This is a genomic window from Novosphingobium marinum, from assembly GCF_013408095.1.
Lineage (GTDB): Bacteria > Pseudomonadota > Alphaproteobacteria > Sphingomonadales > Sphingomonadaceae > Novosphingobium > Novosphingobium marinum.
In genome coordinates this window covers 598914-620416 of sequence record NZ_JACBZF010000002.1, presented here as the reverse complement: position 1 = coordinate 620416, position 21503 = coordinate 598914, and the positions used below count along the sequence as shown (strand labels likewise).

Below are 21503 nucleotides of genomic sequence, written 5' to 3'. Positions count from 1 at the left end.
CCGCGCCGTCACCTCAGCTTGAGGGTCGATAGGCCGATCACGGCAAGAACGATAGCGATGATCCAGAAACGGATGACGACGGTCGATTCCGGCCAGCCGAGCTGCTCGAAGTGATGGTGGATCGGGGCCATGCGGAAGACGCGCTTGCCGGTGCGCTTGAAGAAGAACACCTGGATGATGACCGACGCGGCTTCCACCACGAACAGCCCGCCGACGATGGCGAGCACGATCTCGTGATGCGCGGCGACCGCGATCGCACCCAGCGCCCCGCCCAGCGCAAGGCTGCCGGTATCGCCCATGAATACGGCGGCGGGCGGCGCGTTGAACCAGAGGAAGGCAAGGCCCGCCCCCATGATCGCGGTGCACATGATCGCCAGTTCGCCCGCGCGCGGCACGTGCGGCACGCCAAGGTACTCGGCAAAGTCGACGCGCCCGACGAGGTAGACGATGATCGCGAACGCGCCCGCCGCGATGATCACCGGCATGGTCGCGAGGCCGTCCAGCCCGTCGGTCAGGTTCACGGCGTTGCCCGCGCCGACGATCACGAAGGCGGCGAAGACGTAGTAGAACGGACCCAGCGGGATGTACCTGTCGGACAGGAAGGGGACGTACAGGTTGGTATTGATCTGGCTGACGATGATCCATGCGGCGATGCCCGCCACCACGAATTCCGCCAGCAGCCGCACCTTGCCCGACACGCCCTTGTGGCTGCGCTTGGTCACCTTGTCGAAATCGTCGAGGAAGCCAATCAGCCCGAAGCCGACGGTCACCGCAAGGCACGCCCACAGGAAGGGGTTCGCCCAGTCCATCCAGAGCAGCATCGACAGGATGAGTGAGATGAGGATCATCAGCCCGCCCATCGTCGGCGTCCCGCTCTTGGCGAGGTGCGATTTCGGCCCGTCCTCGCGGATCGGCTGCCCCTTGCCCTGCCGCACGCGCAGCATCAGGATGAAACGGGGACCGATGACGAGGCCGATGAGGAGCGCGGTCATCAGCGCCGCGCCGGCGCGGAACGTCTGGTAGCGGACGAGGTTGGCGAGCCCCTCGAACTGAAACCATTCTGCCAGGATGAAAAGCATTTCGGGCGGACCTTAGTCTTCCTGCCGTGCAAGCGACGTTACGAGCGCGGACAGGCCCACCGAGTTCGAACCCTTGACTAGGATCGCGTCGCCGCGCTCCAGCCCGAATTCGCGGACGGCCTGCCCAGCCTGCTCCACATCGGCGCAATGCGCGAAGCGCAACGCTTTGCCAAGCGCGGAACGCTCCGGTTTCCCCAGTTCCTCGGCCAGCGCGGCCATCTCATCGCCGACGAGGACGACGAAATCGACGTCCGCCTCTGCGATGGGGTCGGCAAGTGCGGCGTGGAACGAGGGGGTGAAGTCGCCCAGTTCCTTCATTGCGCCGAGTACCGCGATGCGCCGCCGCGCAGGCGTCTGGCCAAGCTGCGCAAGCGTGGCGCGCATCGAGGCGGGATTGGCGTTGTAGCTCTCGTCGATCAGGATCGCCGAGCCACCTTTCGCCGCGATGTCGGTGCGCGCGCCGCGCCCGGCGAGACCCGGCAGCTCGCCCAGCGCGACACCGGCAGCGCCGAGGTCCCCGCCCGCCGCCCGGACCGCGGCCATGACGGCGAGCGAATTGGCGATCCAGTGCTCGCCGGGCGCGGAAACGGTGTAGCACACGCGTCTGTCGCCCATGTCGGCGGTGACCAGCGACCCTCCGCCGGGCGCATCGACCGCATCGAGAAGGCGGACGTCGGCGTGCGACGCCGCGCCGAACGAGACGATCTGCGCCCCGCGTGCCTCGGCAGCCGCCTTCAGCCGCGCGCAGTGCCGGTTGTCGGCGGGAATTATCGCGACGCCGCCCGGCTCGAGCCCCTCGAAAATCTCGGCCTTTGCGTCGGCGATCGCCTCCTCGCTGCCGAGGTTCTCGATATGCGCGGGTGCAACAGTGGTGACGAGCGCCACGTGCGGGCGGACCTGCGCGGTCAGCGCCGAGATTTCGCCGGCGTGGTTCATTCCCATCTCGAACACGCCGAACTTCGCGCGCGACGACATGCGGGCAAGGCTGAGCGGGACCCCGACATGGTTGTTATAGCTCTTGACCGAGCGGTGCGCCGCGCCCCGGCTCGACCGGTCGAGCGCCAGGAACAGCGCCTCCTTTACCCCGGTCTTGCCCACCGATCCGGTGACCCCGACGATCCGCGCCGCGGACCGCTCGCGCGCCGCCTTCGCCAGCGCTTCGAGCGCGGCGTTGGTATCGCGCACCAGCACGTGGGGATAGTCGACAGGGCGGTCCACGACCGCGGCCGCGGCGCCCTTCTCGAACGCGCCCTGCAAAAACCGGTGCCCGTCGGTGCTCTCGCCCTTGAGCGCGAAGAACAGGTCTCCGGGCACGACGTCACGCGAATCGATCTCGACGCCCGACGCCTGGAACTGCGCGTTGGCGGTCCCGCGCACGGCGCGCGCGATCGCGACCGCATCCCACAGCGCGGTGCCGTTCAGGTCTTCCAGAGAGGTGGGCCAGTCGAGGACCCTCACCTGTGCACCCATACCCTCAATTGTCCCTTCCCGCTTCGCCGGCGCATTGCCGTGCGATGTCCACGTCGTCGAACGGCAGCACGCGCATCTCCGCGCCCCTGCCGACGATCTGTCCCTGTTCGTGACCCTTGCCAGCGACGAGGACGATGTCGTCCTTGCCCGCGTCGGCGATGGCCGCCGCGATGGCCTGTCGCCGGTCGCCGATCTCGCGCGCATCGGGGCAGCCCTCGATGATCGCGGCGCGGATCGCGGCGGCGTCTTCCCCGCGCGGATTGTCGTCGGTCACGATCACCGCGTCGGCATGACTTGCCGCCGCCTCGCCCATCGGCCTGCGCTTGCCCGGATCGCGGTCCCCGCCCGCGCCGAAGACGACGATCAGCCGCCCGTCGGCGTGGGGCTTCAACGCCTCGAGCGCGGCGACGAGCGCGTCGGGCGTGTGCGCGTAGTCGACGTAGACCGGCGCTCCGGCAGGCCCGATGGCGACACGCTCCAGCCGCCCGCGTACCGGCTGCAGGCGCCCGAGCGCGTCGAACACCGCCGATGCCGAACCGCCCGTCGCCAGCACCAGCCCCGCCGCGACGAGCGCGTTGGCAGCCTGGTACGCGCCGATCAGCGGCAGGTTCAGCCTGCGCCGCTCGCCTTCGTACTCGATCTCCAGCATCTGCCCCAACTGACCCGGCTCGCGCGAGACGAGGCGGATCGCCTCGCCCTTTTCGCCCACCGTGAACAGCGATAGGCTCCGCGCCTTCGCGTGTTCGATCGCCCGGCCGGACCAAGCGTCGTCGGCCCAGATCACCGCCGCGCCGCCATCGTCGACAACCTCGTCGAACAGTCGCATCTTGGCCGCGAAGTAGTCCTCCATGTCGGCGTGGTAGTCGAGGTGGTCGCGGCTGAGGTTGGTGAACGCTCCCGCCGCGACGGCCAGCCCCTCGTTGCGAAACTGGGCGAGGCCGTGGCTCGATGCCTCGTAGGCGACGTGGCTCACGCCCTCGCGCGCGAGGCCGGTCATGTTGGCGAGGAAGGTGACTATGTCGGGCGTGGTCAGCCCGGTGGAGACCGTTTCCTGCGGCGTCGTGACGCCCAGAGTCCCGATCGAGGCCGCCCGCTCGCCCGACATGCGCCAGATTTGCCGCGTTAGCTCGACGGTCGAGGTCTTGCCGTTGGTCCCCGTCACCGCAACGACGGTTTGCGGCACCGGGCGGAAGAATTGCGCCGCCAGCCGTGCGAAGGTGCGACGCGGATTGCCGTCGGCGATGTGGATCGCGCCCTCCACCGCCACGCTAGGCCGCGCGACGACCGCGATTGCGCCGGCCTCGATAGCGGCGGGAACGAAGTCCTCGCCATTGACCTGCATCCCCTGGAACGCGCCGAAGATCGTGCCGGGCGCGACCTTGCGATGATCGATGGCAAAGCCGGTGACCGTCGCCGATGCGTCGCCCGAAAGCGAAATCCCGGCGCGGGCCGCAAGGTCGGCAAGCGTCATCGGCTCGCCTCTCCGGGGATCAGCGGCTTCAGGTCCGAGATGTCGATGTCGCGCGTTTCGTCGGGCATCACGCCGAGCAGCGGCCCGACGCGGGGCACGACGCGGCCGACCACGGGCGCGGCGTTCCACGCGGCGGTCCGCTGGCCGGAAGTGGCGGCGGTGCCCTTGGGCTCGTCGAGCATGGCGATCACTACGAAACGGGGACGGTCCATCGGAAATGCGGCCGCGAAGGTAGAGACCAGCGACGTGCGGCGATAGCCCCCGGCCCCCGGCTTTTCCGCAGAACCGGTCTTGCCCCCGATGCGAAAGCCCGGCGCATCGGCCTTGCGACCGGTGCCGTAGACCACGATCATGCGCAGCAGCTGGCGCATCCGCGCGCTGGTCGCCGCCTTGAACACGCGCCGCCCCCTCGGCGCTTCCCCGGCTTCCAGCTTGCGGAGCGTCGCCGGTCGCCAGATACCCCCGTTGACCATCGTGGCGTAGGCCGAGGCGAGGTGCAGCGGGGTGACCGCGATGCCGTGGCCGTAGGAGACCGTCATCGTGCGGATGCGCTTCCAGTTGCCCGATGGCCAGATCGGAAAGCCGCGCGCAGGAAGCTCGATGTAGGGCCGCTCGTTCATGCCGAGCGCCGCCATGACCTGCTTCATCCGCTCGCCGCCCAGCTCGTCGGCGATCTGGGCGGTGGTGATGTTCGACGAATGGATGAGCGTCTGCGGCACGTTGAGCGACGCGCCGATCGTATGGCTGTCGCGAATGGCGAAGCCGCCGACCTGCAGCGGCCGGTTCGCCTGGTACCGGTGGCCGAGGTCGGTGACGGTACCGGCGTCGATGGCCGCGGCGACGGTCAGCGGCTTGAACGTGGAGCCCAGTTCGTAGACCTGGTTGGTCACGCGGTTGAAGATGTTGGGCGTGTCGGCGCGGTCGATCTGGTTGGGATCGAAGGCGGGCAGCGAGGCAAGCGCCAGCACTTCGCCGGTATCGACGTCGAGGATGATGCCCGCCGCGCCCTTCGCCTGCGAAAGCACCATGCCTCGGCCCAGCTCGTCCTCGAGCGCGCCCTGCACCCGCGCGTCTATCGAGAGCACCGCGGGCTGCGTGCGCGCCACGGGATCGGTCAGCCGGTCGTCGAACACCTGCTCCATGCCGACCTTGCCCCTGCCGTCGGCCGAGACGAAGCCGAGGACGTGCGCGGCCATCGATCCTTGCGGATAGAACCGCTCGTCCTCGCGCGGGAATTCGAGTGCGGGTTCGCCCAGCGAATGGATGCGGTTGGCGTGCTCGGGCAGGATGCGGCGGCGGATGTAGCCGGGCTTTCCGGCGGACAGCCGCTCCACCGTCTCGGTGTAGTCGAGGTCGGGGAACACCTCGACGAGCGCGCCTGCGACTTGCTGCGGGGTCTTCACCAGCGGCGATCCGTCGCCCAGCGCCTTGGGGTTGTACCACAGCGAGTAGGCGTCGAACTGGCGCGCCAGCGGCACGCCGTTGCGATCCACGATCTCGCCGCGCGCGGGCGTCAGCGCGTCGGCATAGGAATAGCTGCCGCGGCCCGGCTCGAACACGCCGAGATAAACGATGCGCAGCAGCGCGCAGACAGCGATCGCGGCGAAGACGGAAAGCACCCACAGCGCGCGCCACTTCGCGACCAGCAGCGAGCGCTGCCGGACGTTGACCAGCTTTCGCCGGCCGGTGACGATCGTGGTGGATACCGGGATCGCGGTCATTCGTCGCTCGAATTCCCGGCAGCGGCTTCAAGGCGCGCCAGCCGTGCCGCAAGCCCTTCGGCGCTTACCGCCTCGCGCGGCTTTTCGGCCTCCGCCTCCTCGTGCGCAGGCTCGGCGGCGAGCGCCTGCCCAGTCAGCGGCGAGACCATCGCCGGGAAGCCAGACTCGTTCTCCCGCGGCTGCTCGGCGCGGGCGAAGCGGATCGGTTCGGGCGCGCCCGGCGCACGCGGCTGGCCCAGCGCGGCAAGCTGGCGCTCGCCCTCGATGTACTGCGCGGCGCGCGGTGCCTCGTAGCCGAACTCGATGGCGTTGAGCGCGGTGAGTTGGTGCTGGTTGGCGCGGGTCTGGAATTCGGTTTCGAGGAACTGCTTTTCCAGCTTCAGCGAGACGATCCTGCGTTCGGCCAGCCGTACCTCGCTCTTGACCGCGTTGACGCGGAAGGTGAGCGCGAGGACCATCGCGGCGCATACGGTGAGGACGAAGGCCCAGCCGATCGAGCGGACGCGGTCGCGGGTGAAGTTCATGCGGCATTCCTTTCGCCGGTCGGTCGCTGGCGGGGCGGCGCATCGGTGCGCACGGCGTGGCGCAGCGTCGACGAGCGGGCGCGCGGGTTGCGCCCGACTTCGGCTGCGGACGGGCGGATCGCCTTGCTGACGCGGGCGAAGGTCGGCGCGTGGTCGGGTGCGACTTCGGGCAGGTGGCGCGAAACCGAGGCCAGCGCGCCGCTCGCCTCGCGCAGGAACTGCTTGACGATCCTGTCCTCGAGGCTGTGGAAACTGACTACCGCGAGCCGACCGCCGCTCCTCAGCAGGGTCTCGGCGGCAGCAAGGCCTTCGTCCAGCTCGTCGAGTTCGCCGTTCACGTGGATGCGGATCGCCTGGAAGCTGCGTGTCGCCGGGTCCTTCGGCGCGCCGGGACGATGACCGAGCGCCTTGCGCACGACGCCGGCCAGCTCGCCCGTCGTGGAAAGGGGACGGGCAGTCACGATCGCACGGGCCACGCGACGTGACTGCCTCTCCTCGCCGTAGCGGAACAGCACGTCGGCTATTTCGCCTTCCGGCGCGGTATTGACGAAATCGGCAGCGGTGGGCCCCTCCCGGCCCATCCGCATGTCGAGCGGACCGTCGGCGGCGAAAGCGAAGCCGCGCTCCGGCCGGTCGAGCTGCATCGAGGACACGCCTATGTCCATCGCGATTCCGTCGACACGGGAAATCCCCGCTTCGCCAAGGGCGGAGACCATTTCGGAAAAGCGGCGCGGGTGCAGGACGAGGCGGGGCGGCTCCTCATGCGTTTCGGGCCATTGCCGGCCGGCGGCGATCGCATCGGGATCGCGATCGAAGGCATGGACCGTGGCACCGGCATCGAGCAGCGCGCGGGTGTAACCGCCAGCGCCGAACGTCGCATCGACGATGACCGCGCCCGGCTCCGGTGCGAGCGCGGCGACCACTTCGTCGAGGAGGACGGGGACATGCGGGGCGCTCATCCCTTTTTCGCCTTCGCGGTTTCCTTGGCGCGCAGGTTCGCGCAGGCCGCCTGCGCGAATTCGAGGCCCGAGGGCATGCTGGCCAGTTCGTCGGGGTTCCAGACGGTGAAGAATTCGCCCGCGCCCTGGAAGAACAGTTCGCCTTCGATGTTGGCGAGGCTGGCGAGATGTTCGGGCATGACGAAGCGCCCGCTGCCGTCGAACGGGACTTCGAAGAAGCCGTAGAGTTGCATGGAGCGCAGGTCGCGGTCGAAATCGACGCCCTTCTTGAGCGCGGTTTCCTCCTCGCGGGCGATCTGGGCGGCGAAGTCATCTACCCGCGACAAACCGAAACCGGTCAGGCAGGTCCAGCGGTCGTGCTTGGCGAGGCACAGGACGGCCTTGCCGCCGCTCGATTCCTTGACCGTGGCCCGGATGGGATTGGGCAGCACGAAGCGGTTCTTGTCGCGCTGAAGCGAGAAGCCCTGACCGCTGTAGATGTGCGCACGCGCCGCCATCTCGAAACTCGTCCCCTAAGGCACCCCGGTTTGCGGAACGAGCAGACCCCTTCCGGCCGCAGCCCCGTGCGACCGGTTCGCCCCTTTCGGGACGCGGCAATCGTCATCATTCCGATGAACGAATATGTATCGCGGGAAATGTGGGGATGGAAGGGAAATCTTGGGATCAGGCGGGAAAAACGGTGCACAAGTTCGGTTAACCGGGTCTTGCACTAAGGCGGCATGGCTGCCTGTTTTTCCTTTGTTCCCCGGCGAATCGCGCGCTCATGACCGAATCGCCGGGATGTCGGGCTCGCCTCCCCGGTTTTCCCCGGGTGCGAGTCGGTCGCTCAGCGGCGCGCCGATTCCAGGATCGTCTTCAGCGCCGCGGCGCGCGCCGCGTCCTCGCCGGTTTCCTCGAACAGCGCGGCGTCGGCGATGGCGACCACCCGCCCCTTGCCGATCCGGCAGGTCACGACGAGCCCGCCGGCTTCATCCCCGACTTTCCCCGGCTCGCAACTTTCCTGATCGATCACACGAAACGTTCCGTGAAGGTTCACCGGCACTTGCGCCCCAAGCGCCTCGACCATGCGCCCGCCTTCCGGCTGTTCCTCGTCGAAGCGGAGTTCGAGGCCCCAGCGGGAAAGGATCGGGGAAAGCATCGCGATGTCCTGCGGCCGACGCGGATCGCCCAGCGCGTAGATCGAATGCCCGGTCAGCATCGGATCGACGAACAGCATCACCGTGCCGCCTGCCCGCACCCAGTCGTCGAGCGCGACGTTCTCGTCGGGCGAAAGCGGGCGCGGCTGCGCCAGCAGAAGCAGCGCATCGGTATCGAGCGGCAGCGTCCCCGGCTTTCCCGCATTGCCCTTCCCGGCGAGCGTGTCGAGCGGGACGAGGCGCGCATCCTGCTCGATCGCCTGCCGCGCCCAGTGCGGCGCACCTGCCTCGCCGAGGAACTCCGAGACCGAACCGGCCTCGCGCCAGAAGATCGGCAGGCTGGTAAACAGGCCGATCGTTTCGCGGGTTTCCCGGTCGGGTGCGGGTTCGGTCTCGTGCTCGCGCGTGCAGGCTCCCAGCAGCAGCGAGGCACAGGCCAGCGCGGCGATGAACGACCGGCGGTGCGGCAAGCCTATTCGACCGGCCCGGGTTCGATCGGCTCGATCTCGACCGGCTCCGGCGTGGCGCTCGGGTCGGCGGCGGGCACGACGCCGATATCGGCGAGCGGATCGGTCGCGGGCTTCTTCGCCTCCTCCTGCTGGGCGGCGATGATTTCCTCGACCGGGTCGCGTTCCTCGACCAGCCTTGCGCGGTCCATCACGATATTGGCGAGACCGACGAGCAGCAGCATCGCGCACAGCCCGAGCAGCCCGACCTGAAGGCGATGAACCGCCTGCGTGCGCATCTCGCGCCCTGTCGGCGGTACGAAATGCTGCGGGGCCTGCACCGAAGGAACCATTGCCTTGGGCGGTTCGCTCGCCATTGGTCAGCCGTCCTTGCCTTCCAGCCAGGGAAACACCGGCAGCCCCTTCGCTTCGAGCCACTGCGGGTTGTAGAGGCTCGACAGGTAGCGAAAGCCGGTATCGCACAGGATCGTCGCGATCCGCGAACCGGGGCCGAGCTTGCGTCCCAGTTCTATCGCGCCTGCAACGTTAATGCCCGATGACAGGCCGAGGCACAGCCCTTCCTCGGCGAGCAGGCGGCGGACCCAGACAAGGCCCTCCTCGTCCGAGATGCGGAATTGCGTATCGATCGGCGCGCCTTCGAGGTTGGCGGTGATCCGGCCCTGCCCGATGCCCTCGGCGACCGAGGAACCCTCTGCCCTGAGCTCGCCATTGGCGTAGTAGTTGTAGAGCGCGGCCCCGTGCGGATCGGTAAGCGCGACGGTGATCTTCTCGTCGTGCGCCTTCAGGCCCATGCCGACGCCCGCGATCGTCCCGCCGGTGCCCGCCGCGCAGGTAAAGCCGTCGATCCGGCCTTCCATCTGCGCCCAGAGTTCCTCGGCAGTGCTCTCGATATGGGCCTTGCGGTTGGCGGTGTTGTCGAACTGGTTGGCCCAGACCGCGCCTTCGGTTTCCTCGGCAAGGCGGCGCGAGGTGTGGACGAAATGGCCGGGGTTCGCGAACTTGGTGGGCGGCACCAGCACCAGCTCGGCACGCAGCGCGCGCAGCGTGTCCATCTTCTCGCGCGACTGGTTGTCGGGCATGACGATGACGGTGCGATAGCCGAGCGCATTGGCGACAAGCGCGATGCCGATGCCGGTATTGCCCGCCGTGCCCTCGACGATGGTTCCTCCGGGCCTGAGCTCACCGCGTTCCTCGGCGTCGCGAATGATCCAGAGCGCAGCGCGGTCCTTTACCGACGCACCGGGGTTGGCGAATTCGCACTTGCCCCAGATCTCGCAGCCCGCAGCCTCGCTCGGCCCCTCAAGCAGGACGAGCGGCGTGTTGCCGATAAGGTCGAGCGATGCGTTGCGAACGGGCGCGCCGGTCATAACCGTGACGTAGGGCGAGAAGCCGCGCCGCGCAAACGCTTTGCGCGGGCGCGGACCCGATCAGTCCTCTTCCGCGATCTGGACCTTAAGGCCCTCGAGGGCGCCGGTGACCGGAATCTGGCACGACAGGCGCGAATGCTCGTTGCGGTGGTCCGAGCTGTCGAGCAGGTCGTTCTCGTCCTCGCTCATCTCGGGAAGCTCGCCCGAGAAGGAGGGATCGACGTGCACGTGGCAGGTGGCGCAGCTGCAGCAGCCGCCGCACAGCGCGAGCAGTTCGTCGAAGCCGTTGTCGCGGATGACTTCCATCAGGCTCATGCCCTCGGAAGCGTCGAGTACGGTTTCGTCGCCGGCGCGGGTGACGACGGTAATCTTCGGCATGGCCCTGTATCCCTTTTTCCTCGCCGCTATGGCGGCCCTTGGGGCGGGCTGCTAATGGCTGCCGCCCGCTTTGGCAAGTCGCTGGAGCGGCAAGGCACCGGAGGATGGGTTGGGACTGCAGGCAGGCGAAATCCGCGAAGGGCTCGATGCGATCGCGAAGGCGGAGCCGGCAATGGCCCGCGCGCTCGAGCTTGCAGGCTATCCCGAACCGCGCATCCGCCCGACCGGCTACGCGACGCTGCTGCGCACGATCGTCGGCCAGCAGGTGAGCGTGGCCGCCGCCGCATCGGTGTGGAACAAGCTCGAGGCGCACCTTGGCGAAGGCGTCCCGGCGGACAGGCTGGTCGCGTCCGATTACGACGCGCTGCGCGCCTGCGGCCTCTCGCGGCAGAAGCAGGGCTATGCCCGATCGCTGTGCGAACTCGTGCAGTCGGGCGAGCTCGTGCTGGAGAACCTCCCCGCCGACGACGAGGCGGCGATCGCCGAACTCACCCGCATCAAAGGCATCGGGCGCTGGTCGGCCGAGATCTACCTGCTCTTCGCCGAGGGACGTCCCGACATCTGGCCAGCGGGCGACCTGGCCGTGCAGGTCGGGATCGGCCGCATCCTCGGTCTCGAACTGCGGCCCGACGAGAAGCAGACCCGCGCGCTCGCCGAGGGCTGGCGCCCCTGGCGCGGCGCGGCGGCGATCTTCACCTGGCACTGCTACAACAACCCGGCGTTATAAGCCGGGCAGCGGCAAGGAGAATTCTTGTCTGTCAGGCCAGCTTTCGCTGGCGCGGCACCGGCCCTCTCCCCCACCCGGCCACCCATAGAATACTGCCGTTGGGTGGCCGGGTGGGGGAGAGGGCCGGTGCCGCTATCGACGCAAATCGATCAAGAAACGCGTGCCGCACCGACGCCAGTCGATCGGGAAACCCGATCAGACCACCGAATCGATGAACTCCGCCATCGCGACGTCGCGCATGCTCAGGCCGCCCGCGTCGTGAGTGGTAAGCGTGATCTCCACCTTGTTGTAGACGTTGAACCATTCGGGATGGTGGTCCGCCTTTTCGGCATGGAGCGCGACACGGGTCATGAAGCCGAAGGCCTCGTTGAAGTCCGAAAACTTCAGCGAGCGCGTGATCGCAAGGCCATCGTCGCGCAGGGTCCAGCCGGAAAGCTTGTCGAGCGCGGCGTCGCGCTCGGCGTCGGTCAGTCGGGCAATCGCCATGGGTCTTCCTCGTTCTTGGCAGCCTGCCGGGTTTCCCTTATCGCGATGCCCCATGCAAGAGTGCCGCCTCGCCGCCCGTGACCTCGCCTGCCGGCGGGGCGAGCGTATCCTGTTCGCCGGCGTATCCTTCGCGCTGGAGCCGGGCGAAGCGCTGCAGCTCGTCGGGCCGAACGGTATCGGCAAGTCCAGCCTCATCCGCATCGTGGCCGGCCTGATGCAGGCATTCGGGGGCGCTGTGGAACGGACCGGCGCCTGCGGCCTCGTGGACGAGCGGCCCGCGCTCGACCCGCTGCTGCCGCTGGGCGAGGCGCTGGCGTTCTGGCGGAGGATCGACGGTCCGACCGACAACGAACTTGCGCGGCTCGGCCTGTCCGACCTTGCCGACGTGCCGGTGCGCTACCTTTCGACCGGGCAGAAGAAGCGCGCCGCGCTTGCCCGCCTTCTCGGGCAGGATGCTCCGGTGTGGCTTCTCGACGAGCCGCTCAACGGCCTCGACCGGAGCGCCGCCGCGCTGGCGCGCGAACTCGTCGCCGAGCACTGCGCGGCGGGCGGCATCTGCGTCATCGCGTCGCACCAGGAATTCGCGCTGCCGGCACTGCGCAGGATCGACATGGCGGAGCATGCGGCATGAGCGGGCGGCTGGCGGCGCTTCTGCGGCGGGACCTCGCGCGGCTGTTTATCGGCGGGCGGCGTGGCGGCTCGGCGCTGCCGGTGCTGTTCTTCCTTGCCGTGGCGATGCTGTTTCCCTTCGCGGTCGGGCCTGATGCGCCGCTGCTGGCGCGCACGGGCGGCGGGGTGATCTGGGTGGCGGCGCTGCTCGCCGCGATCCTGCCGCTCGACCGGCTGGTCGAACCCGACATCGAGATGGGCTTCTTCGACCAGTGGGCGCTGCGCGGCATTGCCGAGGAACTGGTGATCGCGGTGCGCGTGCTCGCCCACTGGCTGAGCTTCGGCCCGCCCCTGATGCTGGCCGCCGTACCCGCCGCTGCGCTGCTCGGCCTCGACGCCGATACGCTGGCCACGGTCGAGCTTGGCCTGCTGGCGGGAACGCCGGGCCTTGCCGCGCTCGGCGTGATCGTCGCGGCGCTGACGGCGGGCCTGCGCGGGGGCGCGGCGCTTGCCGGCCTGCTCGTCATCCCGATGGCGGTGCCGCTGCTCATCTTCGGCGCGGGCAGCCTCGCTCCCGGTGGCGAAAGCGGCCTTGCACTGACCGGCGCGGTCAGCCTCGTCCTGATCGCGATGGTGCCGTTCGCCGGCGGCGCTGCGGTCAGGGCGTCGCGGAACTAGGGCGATACTTTCCTTTCGGCGTTTCGAGGCGTAGGATCGCGGGACTCGCTCAATTGCGGCAGGCTCTTTCGAGGAGACGGACGATGGTCGACGCGACGAAGCAGCACCCCATGGCGGCAAGCAATCTCCAGAAGCTCGGCTTGTCCGCGGCAGGCGCGAAGCAGGTCCTGACCGGCCAGATCGTCACCGGCAAGGCGGATCGCGACAGGATCGCGACCATTATCGGGGCCGATTACGGGCAGCAGAACAAGCCGGTCGCCCGTTTCTATCTCGAGAACGCCTGGCCTTCCAGGTAGGCAGCCGCGCCGGACCGGCGGGACAGTCGCTCAACCGTAAGGCGGCTTGTGCAGGCCCTTGGGGCTCTCGGTGAAAATCTCGCAGCCGTCCTCGGTGATGCCGATCGAGTGTTCGAACTGCGCCGAAAGCGACTTGTCGCGCGTTACGGCGGTCCAGCCATCGTTCAGCAGCTTCACCGGCGGCTTGCCGAGGTTGATCATCGGCTCGATGGTGAAGAACATTCCGGGCCGCAGTTCGGGGCCGGTGCCGGCCCTGCCTGCGTGCACCACCTCGGGCGCGTCGTGGAACAGGCGGCCAAGGCCGTGACCGCAGAACTCGCGCACCACGCCGTAGCGGTTCTTTTCCGCGTGCTGCTGGATCGCCGCGCCGATATCGCCAAGCCGCGCACCGGGCTTCGCCTTTTCGATGCCGATCATCAGGCACTCGTAAGTCGTCTCGACCAGCCGCTTCGCCTTGAGCGGAACGTCGCCGACAAGGTACATCCGGCTGGTATCGCCATGCCAGCCGTCGAGCAGCGGGGTCACGTCGATGTTGAGGATGTCGCCGTCCTTCAGCGCCTTGTCCGAAGGAATACCGTGGCACACGACGTGGTTGATCGAGATGCAGCAGCTGTGCGCGTATCCGCGATAGCCCATCGTGGCGGGAACGGCCCCGGCATCGAGCGTCATCCGGCGCACGACATCGTCGAGTTCGCCGGTGGTCACCCCCGGCTGCACCATCGGTGCGAGCGCGTCGAGGATTTCGGCGGCGAGCCTGCCCGCCTTGCGCATGCCCTCGAATCCATCGGGCCCGTGAAGCTTGATCGTGCCGTCGCGAAGGACGGTGTCGGCGTCGTCGATTGTCTGGTACTGCGTCATGGGCCCCGATGTAGCGCCTGCTCGCCGGAATTGCGAGGCATTAGCGCCTGATCGAGAAGCTGTCCCGGTACGCGGGCTTCACTGCATCGATAATGTCGCGGGTCACCGGCAGCGTGATCTCGTACGTGCCTTCGGCATAGGGGCCCGCAGCGTAAGGGCCGACGAGCACGCCGATTCGGTCGAACGTCCTGCCGTTCGACGAGCCGAGGATGACCGTGCTGTCGACCGGGTCGATGCATTCGTTGAAAGTGCCGCTGCCCCTGTCGACCACGCCGCCGCGCCGCTTCGCCCGTTCCTTGTCGAGGAGGTCGCAGAAGGCGGGACGGATCGTCTCGCGCAGGTCGACCGGGCTCGAGAAGAGCGAAACCGGCTCGCGCAGGCGGTTCGCCTCCTTGTCCCACAACAGCGTGTCGAAGAAGGTCATGCCGTGCGCGCCGCCCGAGAAGGTGTACCCTTCGGCAGACAGGGAGAGCCAGCCGGGCATGTCGGTCACTACCTGCCAGGCAGTGCCGCTCGAATGCTTGCGATAGGGAAAGTCGTTCTCGGCCGCGTACTTGCGCTCTTCCTCGGCGCGGGCGGCAAGCTCGGTGCGCGCATCGGACATGCGCTTGTCGAGCTCGTCGCGCAGGCCCGGAATGCGGCCCGCCGCACCCGGCCAGGAATATTCGAACAGGTAGAGGTCGTTTTCCACATCGACATCGCGCGCGCCGTCCGTATCGGCGGTGGCGGTCGCTTCGGCACTTCCATCGCCGGCAGAAGCGGTCGCGGTCGCGGCAGGGGAGGCAGCCCCGGCAGGCGCGCCTGCAGCTTCGGCAGAGGAACCTTGCCCCTCGCAGGCGGTTAGGATCAAAGCGGCGAGGACAAGGGGATGGGGGCGCTGCATCTGATTTTCCTCTCGCGCAAACCGCGCGGCTTTGGCAGTGATGCTGGCAGAATGAACGACAAAGACGCTTTGATCCAGCCCGATCGCGGCCAGGACGCAATCACCATCCGCCTCGCCGACAAGGACGGGTTCGACGATTTCCTGAAATCGCTGTCCGCCGGGCAGCGCTCCGCGATCGCCGGGCAGAAGTTCGATGGCGATGGCAACACGCATGCCATCGTTCCCAACGGCGACGGCTGGTTCGCCGCGGGCGGCGTGGCCGACAGGCAGTCGCTTTCGAGCTGGTGCCTCGCCAGGCTGGCAGAGACCTTGCCCGCCGGTACCTATCGCCTCGAAGGAACGGAGCCGGGAGCCGCGATGTTCGGCTGGATCGTCGCCCAGTACCGGTTCGACCGCTATCGCTCGAAGGACGACGAACCGGGGCCTCGCATCCTCCTGACCACCGATGCAAAGGGCATTGCGGCCGTCACTGCCGAGGCCGAGGCGACCATGCTCGTGCGCGACCTCGTCAACACGCCTGCCGAGGACATGGGCCCCGAACGGCTTGAGGGCGAGGCCGAAGTCCTCGCCAGGGCGTTCAAGGCGGACCTGCGCGTCACCAAGGGCGACATGCTCGAGCGCGAGTTCCCGATGGTCCACATGGTCGGCCGCGCCGCCGCGCGCAGCCACGCGCCGCGCATGATCGAGCTCGAATGGGGCGATCCGAAGAACCCGCGCCTCGCCATCGTCGGCAAGGGCGTGTGCTTCGATTCGGGCGGGCTCGACATCAAGGGCGCTTCGGGCATGCTGCTGATGAAGAAGGACATGGGCGGAGCCGCGCATGCCCTCGCCCTGGCCCGCCTCGTCATGGAAAGCGCGCTGCCCGTGCGCCTCCACCTGCTGGTGCCGGCGGTCGAGAACGCGGTCTCGGGCAATTCCTTCCGCCCCGGAGATGTCCTGAAGTCGCGCAAGGGAATCAGCGTCGAGATCGGCAACACCGATGCCGAGGGACGCCTCATCCTGGCAGACGCGCTCGCCCGCGCCGGCGAGGACGATCCCGACTTCACCATCGACTTCGCCACGCTGACCGGCGCGGCGCGCGTCGCGCTCGGGCCGGACCTGCCGGCGATGTTCGCGCGCACCGACGAGACTGCGTCCGCCCTGCTTTCGGCGGGCGAGGCGGCGGACGATCCGTGCTGGCGCCTGCCGCTCCACGATGCCTACCGCGAGTGGCTGAAGTCCGACATCGCCGACATGGGCAACGCGCATGCCAACAGTTTCGCCGGATCGACCGTTGCGGCGCTGTTCCTCGACAAGTTCGTGGCCGAAGGGGCGGACTGGGCGCACTTCGATACGTTCGCGTGGCGTCCCGCGGCAAAGCCCGGGCGGCCCAAGGGCGGCGAGGCGCTGGGCCTGCGCGCGGCCTGGCGGATGCTGCAGGCACGGTACGGGTGAACTTGCATGGACAACGAGTGCGGTCTAAGCGCGCCGATCTTCTTTCAACGGGGCGAAACGACATTGGTGGAAGCCGACCCTTACGTGCGTGAGACGAAGCCCGGCGCATCCTTCGCGCTTTCGGGCCGGAGCGAGAGCGCCGAACGGGGCCACCTGCCGGTGCGCGGCGACCTTGCGCACATCCGCCTCGCCGGGCGCTATTTCGTGCCGCACTATGCCGTGCCGATGCCGCACGCCGTAACAATGGCGAAGCCGCTGCGCAGCGCCCCCGGCGAGGAGCACGAGGCGATCTGCGAAGTAAATGCGGGCGAGACTTTCAACGTGCTCGACATCGCGGGATCATGGGCCTGGGGCCAGCTCGGCGAGGATGGCTTCGTCGGCTACCTGCCGCTGGACGCGCTGGCGCAGGCATGAGTGCAAAGGTCTTCATCGACGGTGCGGCGGGGACGACCGGGCTGGAAATCGCCGAACGGCTCGCAGGCCGCTCCGAATTCGACCTCGTCACGCTTTCCGAGGAGCGCCGTAAGGACGACGAAGCGCGCGCCGAGGCGCTGAACGGCGCCGATTTTGTCATCCTTTGCCTGCCCGACGATGCCGCGCGCGACGCCGTCGGCATGATCGAGAACCCGCGCGTGCGCGTGATCGACGCTTCTTCCGCGCACCGCACCTCGCTCGGCTGGACTTACGGCCTGCCCGAAGTCGTCGGCGCGAAGGACGTGGCGGCGGCTGGCCGGGTGAGCAATCCCGGCTGCTATCCCACCGGGTTCATCATGCTGCTCGCCCCGCTCGTGCGCGCGGGCTTCCTGCCCGCCGACTGGCCCTACGTTTGCCATGCGGTGTCGGGCTATTCGGGCGGCGGCAAGGCGCTGATCGCGCGGTTCGAGGACGATCCCGACATCGCCTTTCGCACCTACGGCCTCGCGCTCGGCCACAAGCACGTGCCCGAGATGAAGAAGCATGCAGGGCTGTCCATCGCGCCGGTCTTCGCGCCGTCGGTCGTGCCGGCGCACCGCGGCATGGTGCTCGAGGTGCCGCTCCCGCTCGAGGCGATGGGCGATACCGTGGCGGACCCCGAGGTCATGCGCGCCGCGCTGGCCCAGGCCTACGGCGGCAGCCCGATCGTGACGGTGCGCGACGATACGCCCGGCGAGATCCTGCTGCGCCGTTCGATGGAGCCGACCGACACGATTGACCTGTATGTCTGCGCATCCATCGACCGCAGGCAGGCGCGGCTCGTCGCCGTGCTCGACAACCTCGGAAAGGGCGCGAGCGGGGCGGCGGTGCAGAACCTCAACCTGATGGCCGGTCTCGACGAGACGACGGGCCTGCGACTTTAATCATCGCTTAATTATTGGGCAGCGGTGCCCGGAAATTGACCACGGTACGCGCGCCCGAAGCCGGACCGAAAATTTCCTTTTGTCCCGCATCCGGGTTCGAATCGTCTGAATCCGGGCTTTTCCCGGCCCGTCGCATGTCCTACCAACGGTTCAGCGCCGATGGCACGATTCTTGATGGATAGGCCGGAGGCATTGGAAATCCGGACCGCCGGTCGGCGGGGCCGGGACAATGTGCAGGGGGTTCCTCGGTAGTGAAAAAGATCGAAGCAATCATCAAGCCGTTCAAGCTCGACGAAGTGAAGGAAGCGCTCCACGAAGTGGGCGTGTCGGGCATTACCGTTACCGAGGCGAAGGGCTTCGGTCGCCAGAAGGGCCACACCGAACTCTATCGCGGCGCCGAATACGTCGTGGACTTCCTGCCCAAGGTGAAGCTCGAGGTCGTGGTCTCCGACGCACTCGTCGAAAACGTGCTCGAGGCGATCACCAATGCCGCGCAGACCGGCCGGATCGGCGACGGCAAGATCTTCGTAGTCCCGATCGAGAGCGCCGTGCGCATTCGTACCGGCGAACGCGACGACGCGGCGCTTTAAGGCTTTCGGTCCGACCCCGCGCCGTCCGGCGCCGGGGACCGGATACGGGGGGCGGGTCCGACAAGGGGGCCGGGCCCGCCCCTCGACAAAGACATCCACCCCTGTCCCCTCCCCGGCGGAGGGAAAATTGGAGAACTACGGCAATGGCTAGTGCAAAGGACATCCTCAAGCGCATCAAGGACGAGGAGATCGAGTGGGTCGACCTGCGGTTCACCGACCCCAAGGGCAAGTGGCAGCACCTTTCGATGGTCGCCTCGGTGCTCAGCGAGGATGAGCTCGAAGACGGCCTGATGTTCGACGGCTCCTCGATCGCCGGCTGGAAGGTGATCAACGAATCCGACATGATCCTCAAGCCGGACCTCGATGCCGTCTACATCGATCCGTTCAGCGCCACCCCGATGATGATCCTGTTCTGCGACATCGTCGAGCCGTCGACCGGCGACCTCTACGCCCGCGACCCGCGCTCCACCGCCAAGCGCGCCGAAGCCTTCGTCAAGGCGTCGGGCGTGGGCGACACGGTCTACGTCGGCCCCGAAGCCGAGTTCTTCATGTTCGACGACGTTCGCTTCTACGACGGCTACAACGGCAACGGCTTCAAGATCGACGACGTCGAGCTTCCCGGCAATTCCGAGAAGGAATACGAAACCGGCAACCTGGCTCACCGTCCGCGCGCCAAGGGCGGCTACTTCCCCGTCGCGCCGGTCGACAGCGCCATGGACATCCGTGGCGAGATGGTCGCGACCATGCTCGAGATGGGCCTGCCGTGCGACAAGCACCACCACGAGGTGGCCGCCGCCCAGCACGAACTCGGCCTGACCTTCGGCACGCTCGTCGAGACGGCCGACCGCATGCAGATCTACAAGTACGTCGTGCACATGGTGGCGCAGGCATACGGCAAGACGGCGACGTTCATGCCCAAGCCGATCATGACCGACAACGGTTCGGGCATGCACACGCACATGTCGATCTGGGACAACGGCAAGCCGACCTTCGCGGGCAACGGTTATGCCGGCCTGTCGGACAACTGCCTCTACTTCATCGGCGGCGTCATCAAGCATGCCAAGGCGCTGAACGCCTTCACCAACCCGACGACGAACAGCTACAAGCGCCTCGTCCCGGGCTACGAGGCACCGGTCCTGCTCGCCTACTCGGCGCGCAACCGCTCGGCCTCGTGCCGCATTCCCTACGGTGCGGGCGAAAAGGCGAAGCGCGTGGAGTTCCGCTTCCCCGACGCGATGGCCAACCCCTACCTGTGCTATGCGGCGCTGCTCATGGCGGGCCTCGACGGGATCAAGAACAAGATCCACCCGGGCGAAGCCATGGACAAGAACCTCTACGACCTTCCGCCCGCCGAGCTGGCCGAAGTGCCGACGGTCTGCGGCTCGCTGCGCGAAGCGCTCGAGGAACTCGCGGCGGACCAGGACTTCCTGATCCAGGGCGGCGTGTTCACCGCCGACCAGATCGAGGCCTACTGCGAGCTCAAGTGGGAAGAAGTCATGCGTTACGAAACGACCCCGTCGGCGGTCGAGTTCGACATGTACTACAGCTCCTGACACGCATCAGGCCAGGCTATCACCGAGGGGGGCGTCCGGAGCGATCCGGGCGCCCCTTCGGTTTTCGCTAAACCGTACGATCGGGTCGACGGGCCGGTGCCGTGCGCTCAGCCGGCTCCGCCAAGGACGCCGCCGAAGCGGTTCTCGGGGTCGTAGCGGCGCTTTACCTCGACGAGGCGGGCGTAGTTCGGGCCGAAGCCTTCGGCGGCGCGCGCGGTCTCGTCGCGGTCGAGGTAGTTGAGGTAGACGGTCCCGTCCGAGAAGGGCCGGAGCCTGTCGAACAGGGCGCGGGCGGCGCCCACGATCTCGTCGTCGCGCGCCGGGTCGCTCCAGCCGGCGGAAATGCCGAGGTTGAAGCGCGCCTTGCGGTTGGCGAAGGCGGTTTCCTCCACTGCGACGCGGCCCGCAGCTCCGCCCAGCGTTTCCATGAAGATGTTCGAGTATTCGCCCGGCAGCCCCTTGAGGCCGTCGACCAGCAGGTCGACCAGTTCGTCGCTGATGTCCTCGACGAAGATCGACTTCCAGTAGAAACGCTCGCCGTGCGGTGCCGCCCCGGCGAAGGTCTTCTGGAAATCGACGTACTTCACCGTATCGACGAAGCCGAAGATCATGTCGCCCTGTTCGAGCACGGGCCGGAGATCGGCCTTCGCTGCCTCGATGTCTCCGACGTGGCAGGCGATGGCGGCGACCGCGTGCCTGCCCTGCCATTCGGCGGGGAACGGCTCGACCAGGGGCACCGTGGTGAAGACGGGCAGCATGGTCACGTCGTCCGGCGCCCCGCGCATGTATTCGCTGACGAAGTGCATCACCTCGCGCGCCTTGTCGATCGGGTAGAACGCCTGCGCGACGACCACGTCGGGGCCGATGGGGTGCACGCGGAAGTCGAAGCGGGTGACGATGCCGAACTGCCCGCCGCCGCCGCGCAGCGCCCAGAACAGGTCGGGATGGTTTTCCGGCCCGGCTTCGACGACGGTGCCGTCGGCAAGCACGACCTGCGCGCCGATCATGCTGTCTATGGTGAGGCCGAGCTTGCGGACGAGGAAACCGATGCCGCCGCCCAGCGTCAGCCCGGCGACGCCTGTCTCGGGCTCGACGCCGGCGGTCACGGCCAGGCCGTGTTCCTGCGTCGCCGCGTCCATCTCGCCGAGCAGGACACCGCCGCCGACATGGGCAATGCGTTTTTCGGGATCGACCGAGATCGCCTTCAGCCCGCCGAGATCGACCAGCAGGCCGTCCTCGGGAAGCGAAGCGCCCGATACGGAATGTCCGCCGCACCGCGCCACTGCGGTGAGCCCGTTCGCCGCTGCATGGCGAACCGCCGCGACGACGTCCTCGACCGATGAGCAGCGCGCGATCAGCGCCGGCCTGCGATCGATCATGCCGTTCCAGCCGGGACGGACCTTCTCGTACTCGGGGTGTTCCCTGTCGAGAACGTCGCCTGCAAAACTTTCGATGCTCATCGCCTGTCCCTCCGTGGTCG

At 67.9% G+C, this 21503-nt stretch carries 24 protein-coding genes; 9 read left to right on the top strand and 15 right to left on the bottom strand.

The features are described from left to right. Nucleotides 1-8: 8 nt before the first annotated feature. From mraY to FHS75_RS07750, 11 genes are all read right to left on the bottom strand, one after another. Nucleotides 9-1079: a phospho-N-acetylmuramoyl-pentapeptide-transferase gene (gene mraY / locus FHS75_RS07800; protein WP_179407116.1), complete on the bottom strand. Its 1071-nt coding sequence runs from the start codon at nucleotides 1077-1079 to the stop codon at nucleotides 9-11. A gap of 12 nt (nucleotides 1080-1091) precedes the next feature. Continuing rightward, nucleotides 1092-2549, bottom strand: a complete 1458-nt coding sequence (locus tag FHS75_RS07795; protein WP_179407115.1) for a UDP-N-acetylmuramoyl-tripeptide--D-alanyl-D-alanine ligase — start codon at nucleotides 2547-2549, stop codon at nucleotides 1092-1094. A 4-nt stretch (nucleotides 2550-2553) separates the two neighbouring features. After that, nucleotides 2554-4020, bottom strand: coding sequence for a UDP-N-acetylmuramoyl-L-alanyl-D-glutamate--2,6-diaminopimelate ligase (locus tag FHS75_RS07790; protein WP_179407114.1), 1467 nt, complete (start codon nucleotides 4018-4020; stop codon nucleotides 2554-2556). After that, complete coding sequence (locus FHS75_RS07785) at nucleotides 4017-5741, bottom strand: peptidoglycan D,D-transpeptidase FtsI family protein (protein ID WP_179407113.1); 1725 nt, start codon at nucleotides 5739-5741, stop codon at nucleotides 4017-4019. The genes FHS75_RS07790 and FHS75_RS07785 overlap by 4 nt, the downstream gene beginning before the upstream one ends. Continuing rightward, nucleotides 5738-6265, bottom strand: coding sequence for a hypothetical protein (locus tag FHS75_RS07780; protein ID WP_179407112.1), 528 nt, complete (start codon nucleotides 6263-6265; stop codon nucleotides 5738-5740). Before FHS75_RS07780 ends, FHS75_RS07785 begins: the two co-directional genes overlap by 4 nt. After that, complete coding sequence (rsmH, locus tag FHS75_RS07775; RefSeq protein ID WP_179407111.1) at nucleotides 6262-7224, bottom strand: 16S rRNA (cytosine(1402)-N(4))-methyltransferase RsmH; 963 nt, start codon at nucleotides 7222-7224, stop codon at nucleotides 6262-6264. The genes FHS75_RS07780 and rsmH overlap by 4 nt, the downstream gene beginning before the upstream one ends. Then, nucleotides 7221-7721, bottom strand: a complete 501-nt coding sequence (locus FHS75_RS07770; RefSeq protein WP_179407110.1) for a division/cell wall cluster transcriptional repressor MraZ — start codon at nucleotides 7719-7721, stop codon at nucleotides 7221-7223. Before FHS75_RS07770 ends, rsmH begins: the two co-directional genes overlap by 4 nt. 329 nt (nucleotides 7722-8050) lie before the next feature. Next, entirely contained in the window at nucleotides 8051-8830 is a 780-nt protein-coding gene (locus FHS75_RS07765; protein WP_179407109.1) for a DUF4350 domain-containing protein, read from the bottom strand. A 2-nt stretch (nucleotides 8831-8832) separates the two neighbouring features. After that, nucleotides 8833-9183 (bottom strand): hypothetical protein, encoded by a 351-nt coding sequence (locus FHS75_RS07760; RefSeq protein WP_179407108.1) that lies wholly within the window; start codon nucleotides 9181-9183, stop codon nucleotides 8833-8835. Between the two features lie 3 nt (nucleotides 9184-9186). Next, the gene (locus tag FHS75_RS07755; RefSeq protein ID WP_179407107.1) at nucleotides 9187-10194 is read right to left on the bottom strand and encodes a cysteine synthase A; all 1008 of its coding nucleotides are present in this window, start codon (nucleotides 10192-10194) and stop codon (nucleotides 9187-9189) included. 60 nt (nucleotides 10195-10254) lie between these two features. After that, nucleotides 10255-10572, bottom strand: a complete 318-nt coding sequence (locus tag FHS75_RS07750; protein WP_179407106.1) for a 2Fe-2S iron-sulfur cluster-binding protein — start codon at nucleotides 10570-10572, stop codon at nucleotides 10255-10257. Between the two features lie 109 nt (nucleotides 10573-10681). Here FHS75_RS07750 and FHS75_RS07745 point away from each other — a divergent pair, with 109 nt between their 5' ends. Then, nucleotides 10682-11299, top strand: coding sequence for a DNA-3-methyladenine glycosylase family protein (locus FHS75_RS07745; protein ID WP_179407105.1), 618 nt, complete (start codon nucleotides 10682-10684; stop codon nucleotides 11297-11299). A 195-nt stretch (nucleotides 11300-11494) separates the two neighbouring features. Here FHS75_RS07745 and FHS75_RS07740 read toward each other — a convergent pair whose 3' ends face one another. Next, the gene (locus FHS75_RS07740) at nucleotides 11495-11785 is read right to left on the bottom strand and encodes a 4a-hydroxytetrahydrobiopterin dehydratase (RefSeq protein WP_179407104.1); all 291 of its coding nucleotides are present in this window, start codon (nucleotides 11783-11785) and stop codon (nucleotides 11495-11497) included. 52 nt (nucleotides 11786-11837) lie between these two features. Here FHS75_RS07740 and ccmA point away from each other — a divergent pair, with 52 nt between their 5' ends. The 3 genes from ccmA (at nucleotide 11838) to FHS75_RS07725 (ending at nucleotide 13368) form a co-directional block, all read left to right on the top strand. Further along, the gene (gene ccmA / locus FHS75_RS07735) at nucleotides 11838-12416 is read left to right on the top strand and encodes a heme ABC exporter ATP-binding protein CcmA (protein WP_179407103.1); all 579 of its coding nucleotides are present in this window, start codon (nucleotides 11838-11840) and stop codon (nucleotides 12414-12416) included. Further along, a complete protein-coding gene (locus FHS75_RS07730) occupies nucleotides 12413-13072 on the top strand; it encodes a heme exporter protein CcmB (protein WP_179407102.1) in 660 nt (219 codons plus the stop codon). The genes ccmA and FHS75_RS07730 overlap by 4 nt, the downstream gene beginning before the upstream one ends. 83 nt (nucleotides 13073-13155) lie before the next feature. Beyond that, nucleotides 13156-13368 (top strand): hypothetical protein, encoded by a 213-nt coding sequence (locus FHS75_RS07725; protein ID WP_179407101.1) that lies wholly within the window; start codon nucleotides 13156-13158, stop codon nucleotides 13366-13368. A 30-nt stretch (nucleotides 13369-13398) separates the two neighbouring features. Here FHS75_RS07725 and map read toward each other — a convergent pair whose 3' ends face one another. After that, complete coding sequence (gene map, locus FHS75_RS07720; RefSeq protein ID WP_179407100.1) at nucleotides 13399-14226, bottom strand: type I methionyl aminopeptidase; 828 nt, start codon at nucleotides 14224-14226, stop codon at nucleotides 13399-13401. 40 nt (nucleotides 14227-14266) lie between these two features. Further along, on the bottom strand, nucleotides 14267-15109 hold the full coding sequence (locus tag FHS75_RS07715; protein ID WP_179407099.1) for a DUF4163 domain-containing protein: 843 nt from the start codon (nucleotides 15107-15109) through the stop codon (nucleotides 14267-14269). Nucleotides 15110-15160: 51 nt separating this feature from the next. Between FHS75_RS07715 and FHS75_RS07710 the strand changes: the two genes are divergently transcribed. The 5 genes from FHS75_RS07710 (at nucleotide 15161) to glnA (ending at nucleotide 20023) form a co-directional block, all read left to right on the top strand. Beyond that, a complete protein-coding gene (locus FHS75_RS07710) occupies nucleotides 15161-16543 on the top strand; it encodes a leucyl aminopeptidase family protein (RefSeq protein WP_179407098.1) in 1383 nt (460 codons plus the stop codon). Nucleotides 16544-16627: 84 nt separating this feature from the next. Continuing rightward, nucleotides 16628-16957, top strand: coding sequence for an SH3 domain-containing protein (locus FHS75_RS17820; RefSeq protein WP_342356008.1), 330 nt, complete (start codon nucleotides 16628-16630; stop codon nucleotides 16955-16957). Next, entirely contained in the window at nucleotides 16954-17880 is a 927-nt protein-coding gene (argC, locus tag FHS75_RS07700; RefSeq protein WP_179407096.1) for an N-acetyl-gamma-glutamyl-phosphate reductase, read from the top strand. Before FHS75_RS17820 ends, argC begins: the two co-directional genes overlap by 4 nt. Nucleotides 17881-18131: 251 nt before the next feature. Then, entirely contained in the window at nucleotides 18132-18470 is a 339-nt protein-coding gene (locus FHS75_RS07695) for a P-II family nitrogen regulator (protein ID WP_179407095.1), read from the top strand. 143 nt (nucleotides 18471-18613) lie between these two features. Then, a complete protein-coding gene (gene glnA / locus FHS75_RS07690; protein WP_179407094.1) occupies nucleotides 18614-20023 on the top strand; it encodes a type I glutamate--ammonia ligase in 1410 nt (469 codons plus the stop codon). 107 nt (nucleotides 20024-20130) lie between these two features. Here the strand turns inward: glnA and FHS75_RS07685 are convergent, their stop codons facing one another. Further along, a complete protein-coding gene (locus tag FHS75_RS07685) occupies nucleotides 20131-21483 on the bottom strand; it encodes an FAD-binding oxidoreductase (protein WP_179407093.1) in 1353 nt (450 codons plus the stop codon). Between the last annotated feature and the right edge of the window lie 20 nt (nucleotides 21484-21503).